Consider the following 7,673-nt stretch of genomic DNA (forward strand, 5'->3'; position numbering starts at 1 on the left):
CGGCGGCGGTCATACCTGCCCCCGTCCTATCGGCCGGCGACGCCGACGACCGGCCCGTCATGTGCTCGGCTGGCATCACGCGCCTGCTGGCCTCCTTCATCGACCGGAATCAATACATTTCGATCTGTGTCGTGCGGGTCGAGTGTCCGGCCGGGACGGCGTCGCCGGCTTCCGGGAAATCCCCAGGACTTGCGGCGACCGCGACCGCCAACGGCCACATCGGTGGGGTCGCCGGCTGCTATGCCGGTGGGCCACGCAACTCAGGCTGCGGCTGTGCCCGCCGCCGCAGGGCCACCCGCGGGAATCCGTGCCTTTTCACCTGAGCCTCCGCTGCGTGTCGATCCCGCTGCACCAGATGGTCAGCGGGGATGTGTCCCGGTGTCACGGGACAACGGCCCCCTCTTGCCCGGGATATCGGCCTTCGGCTACCGGGACGTCGGGGTTAATCGTCGATGATCGGCAGTCGCGGTTACCGCTGGGATACTAGCTACTGTGTGGCCATGAGGAAACCCCTGTGAAGATGTTCCAGTAGGCGCTCGTTTCGCAGACGAGATCATCGAGGACCACCTCCGGTCGCGCGACGCGCTCGGCCAGCACCGGCCGCTCGAGGTCCACAATCAGCCCGCCGGCAAACCCCCAACCAAAATCCAGAATGCTGAACATTCAGGTCAAGATTTCTCAGTCAAGATCTTGACGCGGGACACCCGAGATTCACGAACGTATCAGGCTGGCGGGGATGGTTTCCGCTGCGGTGGCCGGGCGGGGCTTTAGTGCGGCGAACCCGGCTGCGGCGAGTCCGAGGCCGATGATGGTTTCGGTGCCGGAGAGGGGGAGGGCAGGGCACAATCCTACGATGACCAGGGCCCAGCCGCTCCACCGGCTGAGTGCTTTCGCGCGTAGGGTCGCGATCCCCAGCAGCAGGAATGAGAGGTTGCTGACCCAGGCGAGCAGGAATCCGACGCCAAGCCGGCCGCCCGGGTTACCGTCCAGGATCGCTGGTGCCTGGTGCGCGATGGACGGTGTGATGAACAGGTCGGCGAACACGACGCTGCCGTTGAGGAGCAGCGACGTCAGCGTGAGCACGACGGCGACGAGACCGAAGACGTGCAGCCGGTCGGCCTGCCGGGCGTAGATCGCCAGGATGCCCCAGGTGAGGAGCGGGATGCTGAGGAGTCGGAGCGTCGCGGTCAGCGCGAATGTGCCGGTCGTGACCTCCCGGGAGAACTCGTTGGACGCGTAGTCGGGTGGCAGGACGTTGATGAACGCGCCGCCGGCGAGCAGTGCGCCTCCGGCGATTGCCGCCCATGACCCGGTGCGGACGAACAGGTCCATGAGGTGACTCCTTTCGGTGTCCAGATGTGGGGCTCAGGTCTCCGCCCGGGGGCGGGAAAGCTTCAGGTCGGTGGGGGCTTGCCTGGAGCGCGCCGCTGCCGGCGGCTGCGAGACCGACCAAGACGTCAGTTGGGATCACCGACGTTGTGACCACGCTAGAAACGGATCCACCCGCCGTCGTCACCAGTAAGGAAGATTCGTGTCCTGCCGAGCGGGAGAGGCAGGGTCTGCCGAAAGGCAGACGCGGTGGCGGATTGATGTCGCTAGGGTGCGGCTATGTGGGAACGTCGGCTGGCCGGACCTATCCGCTGTTTTGTGCGCTCACGGGCGGCGGATGTCATGCTGGCCGCCGTGCTGGCCGGCTACGGCGGGCTCGACGCGCTCACCCAGCCCGACTGGCCCGGGCCTCGCCCCGCCGTGGCCGCCCTCGTTGTCGCCGCTGGCGTCTGCCTCGCCTGGCGGCGGCGTCGGCCGGTGCTGGCGTTCACCGGCACCATGGGCGCTTTGACGGTCGTCCTCGTGGCGTTCGGTCATTTCGAGAGCGGTTCGTCGCTGCTGATCAGCCTCGTCGCGGCGTATTCGGTCGGTGTCTACGGCGCCGACCTGCGGTACGCGGGCGGCGCCATTGTCTGCTTCACGGCAGCGATGGGCCTACGTGAGCCCAACGGCGAAGCGCTCCCGGACATGCTGTGGACGCTGGCGGCGCTCGCCCTCCCGGTCACGGTCGGCCTGGCCACACGTGCCCTTCGGGGGCGCACCCTGGTCCTGGAGGAGCGGACCGTCACGCTGGAACGGGAGCAGGAGCAACGCGCCGCCGCGGCCGTCGCGGAGGAACGCCGGCGGATCGCCCGCGAACTGCACGACATCATCTCCCATGGTCTTGGGGTGGTCGTGCTTCAAGCCGGTGCCGCCGAACAGGTCCTCGACCGCGATCCCGCCAAGGCGCGCGAGGCGCTCGCACTGATCCGGGCCACCGGGCAGGAGGCGATCGGCGAGATGGGCACGCTGGTCGGGCTCATCCGCGACGACCCGGAGCCTTCGCGCGACCCGCAGCCGACCCTGGCTGACCTCGACCGGCTGGTTGCGACCACCTGCGCGCTCGGGCTGCCGGTGCGGATGATGACGGAGGGGACCGCAGGCCGGGTGCCCGCGGCGGTCGAGCTGTCGGCGTACAGGGTGGTGCAGGAAAGCCTGACCAACGCGCTGAAACATGCGGGAAATGCCCGGGTGTCGGTCGTGCTGCGGTACCAGCCGGACGACCTGGAGGTCGAGGTGTCCGACGACGGTCCGGGGTGCCCGCAGGGCGCCGGCGGCCGACACGGCCTCACCGGGCTGCGCGAACGGGTGTCGATTTTCGGGGGACGGTTCGAAGCCGGCCGCGGCCAGACCGGCGGCTGGACGGTACGAGCGTCGTTCCCGACCGCGCGATGACCCGGGTCCTGCTCGTCGACGACCAGGCCGTCGTCCGCGCCGGTCTACGCACGATCCTGGAATGCCAGGACGATCTTGATGTCGTCGGCGAGGCGGCCGACGGATCGCAGGCCGTCATGCTGACCGCGGCGCTGGACCCCGACGTTGTAATCATGGATATTCGGATGCCGGTCCTGGATGGCATCGAGACGACCCGCCGGCTCGTCGCCTCCGCGGTACGCGCCCGGATCCTTATGCTCACCACGTACGGCCTCGACGAATACGTGTACGAGGCGCTGCGGGCCGGAGCGGCCGGGTTCCTCCTCAAAACCGACCCACCCGCACGGCTCGTCGACGCGGTCCGGGTCGTCGCCACTGGCGACGCGCTGCTCGGACCCGAGACCACCCGCAAACTCATCGAGCGTTTCCTCGCCGGCCCGCCTCCCCATGCCCCGATGCCGGCCGAGGTCACAACACTTACCGAACGCGAGCACGAGGTATTTGGGCTCATCGCCCGCGGCCTGTCAAACCAGGAGATCGCCCGCGCCCTGTACGTCGGCGAAGGCACCGTTAAGACGCATGTCGCCCGCATCCTCGCCAAACTACGGCTACGCGACCGGGTACAGGCCGTCGTCTACGCCTACGAATGCGGTCTCACGCAACCTGGCCGGACCCCACCGAGCTGGTCGTAGGCCGTCGTCACGACAGTCCGGTCACCCCAGGTCGCCGGGTTGGCGACCGAGGCCGGCGGCGCGGGCCCGGACGATTGCCTGGGCGCGGTCCGCCACCTGCAGTTTGGTGAAGATGTTGGACACGTGGTTACGGATGGTTTTCGGGCTGAGGAAGAGCCTTCTGGCGATGTCGGGGTTGGCGGTCCCGGCGGCGATGAGGTCGAGGATCTCGCGTTCACGGGCGCTGAGTTGGGGGAATTGCTGTTCGTCGTAGGCCGACAACGGGCGGGTGAGGAAGGCCATGATCCGGCGCGCGACCGACGGGCCGAAGATGGCCTCGCCGTTGCCGACCGCGGTGATGGCGCGGATGACTTCGTCGGTGTCGGAGCCCTTGACCAGGTAGCCGCGGGCGCCGGCCCGCATCGCGGCGAACACCGAGTCGTCGTCCTCGAACATGGTGAGAACCAGGACACCTGTGCCTGGCCGTGCGGCGATGATGCGCCGGGTGGCGTCCACGCCGTTGACGCCCGGCATGTTCAGATCCATCACGACGACGTCGGGCTCCTGCTCGGCGGCGAGGTGTACCGCCTGCTCGCCGTCGGCGGCCTCACCCACGACCGTCGCCTCCGGCAGGGAGGTGAGCAGGGCGCGCAGGCCCTTGCGGAACACCGGGTGGTCATCCGCGAGGAGCACGCGCAGCGGCGGAGTCATGCCGCGGCCAGCGGGAGATGGGCCATGACGCGGGTACCGCCGCCGTCGAGCCGGGCCACCACGCACGACCCGCCGAGTTCGGCGGCGCGTTCGGCCATAGACGCCAAGCCTACGCCGGCCGGCGGGGCGGCCGGCACACCGACACCGTCGTCGCGCACCTCGACGGTCAGGTCGTCGCCGACGTCCAGACGCAGCAGGCAGGAGCGGGCGTGCGCGTGCCGCGCGACGTTCGTGATCGCCTCGGTAGCGATCCGGTACGCCGCCACCTCGACGGCCGCGGGCAGCGGCGGCAGCGGGTCGGGCGACTGTACGGCAACCCGCAACGCGTCGTCGCGGGTGGACAGCCGGTCGACGAACGCCGCCAACGCCGGTAGCAGGCCCAGCTCGTCGAGCGCCGGCGGGCGGAGGTCCTCGACGATGCGGCGTACCTCGCCTACGCAGCCCAACGTCTCGTCCTTCAGGTCGGCGAGCAGCGCGTCGGCGGAGTGCGGGTCGGCACGGAGCATGTTGCGCGCGGCGTCGACCCCCAGCGCCACGCCTGCCAGCGCCGGACCGAGGCCGTCGTGCAGCTCGCGGCGCAGCCGCCGGCGCTCCTCCTCCCGGCCCACCACGAGCCGTTCGCGGGACCGTCGCAGGGCGCGATCCAGCAGGACGGCGTGGGCGGCGACGGCCACCTGGCTGCCGAGATCGTCCAGCAGCCGGCGCTCGGCCGGCGTGAGGTCCTCCCGGCTGCCCCGGCGGGCGACTACGAGCCGGCCGACATCGGCGCCGCCATGGGCCAGCGGTATGATCACCGGCGCGGAGCCCTGCGACGTCCCGTGTACGGCGGTCGGATGCGCTGGCGGGTCTCCGGGCAGCTCCACCGCGACATACGGCAACCGCAGCGCCGAGGCGATGGCCCCCACCGTTTCCGGCAAAGTGTGCTCCGCCGAGCCGGCCGCCTGCAGCCGGCGCCCCAGGCCGACGAGCACCGCGTACGGATTGCCGCGGTCGCCGTAGAGCATCCGGTCGGCCGAGCGCTCCAGGCGCAGCCGCAGCGGCTGGTAGAGCACGGCGACGGCGCCGGCCGCGGCGAGGGTGACCGCCGGTTCGGCGTGGCCGCGCAGGACGGCCTGCAGGACCAGGACCACCGCCGCGTACACCGCGAGGCCCGCGGCGATGAGCCAGCCGTAAACCAGAGACCGACGTACCGCGACCTCGACGCCGTCCAGCCGGTGACGTAGCACCGCGACACCGACCGACAACGGCAGCAGCGGGATCGCCACCAGGCTGAAAAGGTTGTGCACGACGCCCACCGTCGAGCCGCCGACAGGCGCGATGGTGACCACGATCAGCAGGACAGCGACCAGGAACCAGCGCAGCTGATCGCGTTCACCGGTGGACCCGCGGCGATAGCGCACCACCGCCGCCGCGAGGCCGCCGACCACGGCGACGAGCAGTACCGGGAACACTCCGACCGAGCTGACGGCGCCGAACCACGACCGAGGCAGCGGCAGCCCCAGCGGGTTGTCCCGCACCGAGGCGTTCTCCAAGGGGCCAGGCCGCAACGCGATGACGGCCACGCCCAAGCCGATGGCCAGGCCCGCCACCACCTGCACGGGCCACCAGCGCCGCGACGGCAACCGGCCGTCCGGGAACCACAGGACGCCGAATGTGACCAGCGGGCTCACGCCGCAAAGCCAGATCCACGACGACACCCATCCCGCCGCGAGCGCACCCGGAAGCAGGCCCGGACCATCAACCAGGCCGCGTTGGGCGTAGGAATAAGCCGCGAGCGTCACCGAGGAAGCCAGCCCACACAGGCAGTACAACCAGCCCAGCCGATGTCCCGGCCGCCGCGACAGGATCAGCGTGCCGACCACCGGGAAGGCCAGTCCGAAGACGATGTTCGAGTACGCGTTGTCGACGAAGTCGCCGAACGAAAGCCGTCCCACGTCGCCCAGCCCACCAAGGACGAGCCAGAATCCCAGCACGCACGCCGACACACCGGCCACCGCCCAGCCGGCCCGAGATTCCGTCGCGACGCTCACAGCGTCATGGTGACGGTTCCCGGGCCGAAGGAGAATGCCGAGGACGATCACACCATGACCCGCACCGGATCTGCCGCGGGTGCCGGCGTGTCTGGCGCGGTCCGCCAGGCCCCGAGCCGGATGCTGACCACCAAGATCCACAACAGGCAGACGAGGAACGGCAGCGGATTGGCTCCCAGGACGTGCACACCGGTGACAGCCGTGACGATGACGGCGCCGGTACCAGCGGCCACGCCACCCCAGCCGAGGACGCGGCCCACGGTCCGGGTCGCCAGCGCCGCACCCGCCGCACAGGCCACGAACACCCCGGTGGGCAACCAGTCCAGCACGAACGCGACGCCGCCCAGGTCGCCGAGCACCCGCGCGGTCTCGGGACCAAGGTCGTCCCGCAGGACATACGCGGCGAGTATCGGTCCGGCGGACGCGACCTTCACGGCGATCGCGACGGCGCCGCCCGCGAACGCCGCGGCCGCGAGCCAGCCGCCCGTGCGGACCCGCGTGCACAGGTACCCCACGAAGAGCACCCACGCGACGAAGCCGAACAACTCCAGCGTCACCCCGACCTGGGCCGAGGTGCTGCCGGCGATCCAGCGCAGCCAGTCGAGGTTCTGCTGGCCGGTCGGATGCGCGGGGTGCGGTCCCGGGCTGTTGTCGGTACTCAGTGTGTTGCCGACCGTGACCAGCAGGACATACGCAGCGCCGGTCAACGCCGCGCACCTGTCCAGGATCCTCATGCTTTCTCTCCCCGCATGTCGCGGCGCCGCTCGCCGCCTGACATGAACGCTGGCCTTTCGGGAGTCCCGCCGTCACGGGAGCACGGTCCCGCCGTGTCCCGCGTCTTGTCGGCGGACCGCGACGCCGCGTGGCACGCGGGCGCCATTGCCCGCCGGCTGACGGCCGCTGGAGGTCGTGTTCGGCCAAGCGCTCACCAGACTCGTCGGGGACCTCGACGCCGCTACGCCGGTGGGGCCGCGCCGCTCAGGTTGTGGGCCTGTCCGACGCTCGGTGTAACTGATCGAGTCACAACCCGATCAGCACTTGGTAGGCGTAAGGAACGTGTCCGAGGGGCGACTCGAACCATTACCCCACGGCCCATCGTCCTCGCCACCGACATCCCCCTCCCCCTCCCCCGACAATGAGCCACCAGCAACGTGCCGCAGACCTGATGGAAAGCCACGGATGTGTCCGGGGCTCTACTGTTCGCTTCGAAGGTTGCGGACGGGACACATCAGACCGGACCTACCGGCGAACGTTCGGTCCACCGTCACCAGCTCGGCGCCCAACACCTCCGCCAGCGCGACGTACGAAGCGTCATACGGCCACATGTTGTGCCGAAGTGCCCAGATCCGCGGGAGCAGCGGCACATGGTCGAAACGCCTCAGCGGCATGCGACCGAGCAGATCCAGGGCGCGTGCCCCCTCGTCCGCAGGCAGCTTTCCCCCATGCACCAGGCCTCGCAACGTCGAGGCGCATTCGAGATCGACGGCATGCGGTGCGGCCAGCCGCTCACCAGCAGCAA

9 protein-coding genes are annotated in these 7,673 nt (G+C 70.1%); 3 read left to right on the plus strand and 6 right to left on the minus strand.

Going from position 1 to position 7,673, the window contains the following annotated elements; translation table 11 throughout:
* On the plus strand, positions 1 to 323 hold a 323-nt coding region (locus U9978_RS23360), incomplete at its 5' end, for a hypothetical protein (RefSeq protein ID WP_322763299.1).
* Positions 324 to 483: 160 nt separating this feature from the next.
* Here the strand turns inward: U9978_RS23360 and U9978_RS23365 are convergent.
* Both U9978_RS23365 and U9978_RS23370 read right to left on the minus strand, forming a co-directional pair.
* Positions 484 to 663 carry a hypothetical protein gene (locus U9978_RS23365; protein WP_322763300.1) on the minus strand — a complete coding sequence of 60 codons (180 nt, stop codon included), beginning with the start codon at positions 661 to 663 and terminating at the stop codon, positions 484 to 486.
* Positions 664 to 711: 48 nt separating this feature from the next.
* Positions 712 to 1,332 (minus strand): hypothetical protein, encoded by a 621-nt coding sequence (locus tag U9978_RS23370; protein ID WP_322763301.1) that lies wholly within the window; start codon positions 1,330 to 1,332, stop codon positions 712 to 714.
* 276 nt (positions 1,333 to 1,608) lie between these two features.
* Between U9978_RS23370 and U9978_RS23375 the strand changes: the two genes are divergently transcribed.
* Positions 1,609 to 2,763 carry a sensor histidine kinase gene (locus tag U9978_RS23375; protein ID WP_322763302.1) on the plus strand — a complete coding sequence of 385 codons (1,155 nt, stop codon included), beginning with the start codon at positions 1,609 to 1,611 and terminating at the stop codon, positions 2,761 to 2,763.
* Positions 2,760 to 3,434 (plus strand): response regulator transcription factor, encoded by a 675-nt coding sequence (locus tag U9978_RS23380; protein WP_322763303.1) that lies wholly within the window; start codon positions 2,760 to 2,762, stop codon positions 3,432 to 3,434. Before U9978_RS23375 ends, U9978_RS23380 begins: the two co-directional genes overlap by 4 nt.
* Positions 3,435 to 3,455: 21 nt before the next feature.
* Here U9978_RS23380 and U9978_RS23385 read toward each other — a convergent pair whose 3' ends face one another.
* The 4 genes from U9978_RS23385 to U9978_RS23400 form a co-directional block, all read right to left on the minus strand.
* Positions 3,456 to 4,124, minus strand: coding sequence for a response regulator transcription factor (locus U9978_RS23385; RefSeq protein WP_322763304.1), 669 nt, complete (start codon positions 4,122 to 4,124; stop codon positions 3,456 to 3,458).
* Positions 4,121 to 6,154 (minus strand): histidine kinase, encoded by a 2,034-nt coding sequence (locus U9978_RS23390; protein ID WP_322763305.1) that lies wholly within the window; start codon positions 6,152 to 6,154, stop codon positions 4,121 to 4,123. Before U9978_RS23390 ends, U9978_RS23385 begins: the two co-directional genes overlap by 4 nt.
* Before the next feature lie 47 nt (positions 6,155 to 6,201).
* Positions 6,202 to 6,888, minus strand: coding sequence for a hypothetical protein (locus tag U9978_RS23395; RefSeq protein WP_322763306.1), 687 nt, complete (start codon positions 6,886 to 6,888; stop codon positions 6,202 to 6,204).
* Positions 6,889 to 7,347: 459 nt separating this feature from the next.
* A partial coding sequence (locus U9978_RS23400; RefSeq protein WP_322763307.1) for a type II toxin-antitoxin system VapC family toxin occupies positions 7,348 to 7,673 on the minus strand: 326 nt, incomplete at its 5' end.

It is taken from the genome of Protofrankia sp. Cr2, assembly GCF_963555885.1.
GTDB lineage: Bacteria > Actinomycetota > Actinomycetes > Frankiales > Frankiaceae > Protofrankia.